2 protein-coding genes are annotated in these 930 nt (G+C 45.9%); one reads left to right on the top strand and one right to left on the bottom strand.

Annotated features, from left to right (window positions below; genetic code table 11):
* A partial coding sequence (locus DC28_RS16665) for a hypothetical protein (protein ID WP_238565749.1) occupies window positions 1-202 on the top strand: 202 nt, incomplete at its 5' end.
* Window positions 203-228: 26 nt separating this feature from the next.
* On the opposite strand, the gene DC28_RS02085 is transcribed toward DC28_RS16665, so the two are convergent.
* Window positions 229-624, bottom strand: a complete 396-nt coding sequence (locus tag DC28_RS02085; RefSeq protein ID WP_052078342.1) for an ATP-binding protein — start codon at window positions 622-624, stop codon at window positions 229-231.
* Window positions 625-930: the final 306 nt, after the last annotated feature.

Here is a 930-nt window from a genome sequence, read left to right as displayed (position 1 = left end):
GCGCCCGGTTGGGAGCGATGACGCGAACGCGTCGGAGCGGAGTGTCGCCAGGTTTTTTTGTCCTGAACCCCTCAGGACAAAAAAAGACTGGGAAGGGTTACCAACTAAACAAAAGATAGAAACCCGCAGCCCTAGGGGTTTGTCTGAAGGACAAACCGCGGTGGGCGAACCCACGGAGTGGGTGATGTCAAATAGCGCCTAAAATTGCGAAAGGATCGGCGTTTAGTTTTACGAATTCTTCCGTTTTGTTGTTCTTTCCACCCCTCCTGTTTGCATTAGTTGAGAATCCTTTAGACGATATCTGTGGCCATCAATGTTGAAGATGTGTGAGCGGTGAAATACCCAGTCTAAAATTGTAGTAGTCGTCATATGGTCGTTGGCAAAGATAGTTGCCCAGTCTTTGACTGACCGGTTGCTGGTTATAATGACGGATCCCTTCTGGTAGTGCAGGTTTACAAATTGGAAGAACAGGAGAGTTTCCTGACGATCCATTGCCTGGTACCCAAACTCATCCAGAACTACCAGTGCTTTTTTGCTGTATTCTTGGCGGCGTTGTCGGGAAATGGGGGTATCGCTTCGTCGCTTCAACTGGGAAAGCAACTCTTTAACAGTATAGTAATTCACGCTGTAGCCTAGCTCAACTGCTTTACCAGAAAAGCCTGTTGCACTGCTTCAGCCTCCAGCATTACATTCGAAGTCACTTCTACTGTTTCTCGTGCAAAATCCCCTAACTGGGCTTTGACTTCTTCCTCATTATTTACGATAACCTTACCAGGTATTGGGTCCGCTTTCTGACTTGGTTTTTGTGGTTATTAATCAATCGTCAGATTGAGGACTCTTTCTTTATTAGCTATTTGCGCAAAATATTGTACGTTATCTTATTCCACCGCTCACACATCTTCAACATTGATGGCAACAGCTATCGTCTGA

The sequence above is a fragment of the Spirochaeta lutea genome, from assembly GCF_000758165.1.
GTDB lineage: Bacteria > Spirochaetota > Spirochaetia > DSM-27196 > Salinispiraceae > Spirochaeta_D > Spirochaeta_D lutea.
Note: the sequence above shows the minus strand (reverse complement) of the source record. Positions and strands in the feature narration are given on the sequence as shown.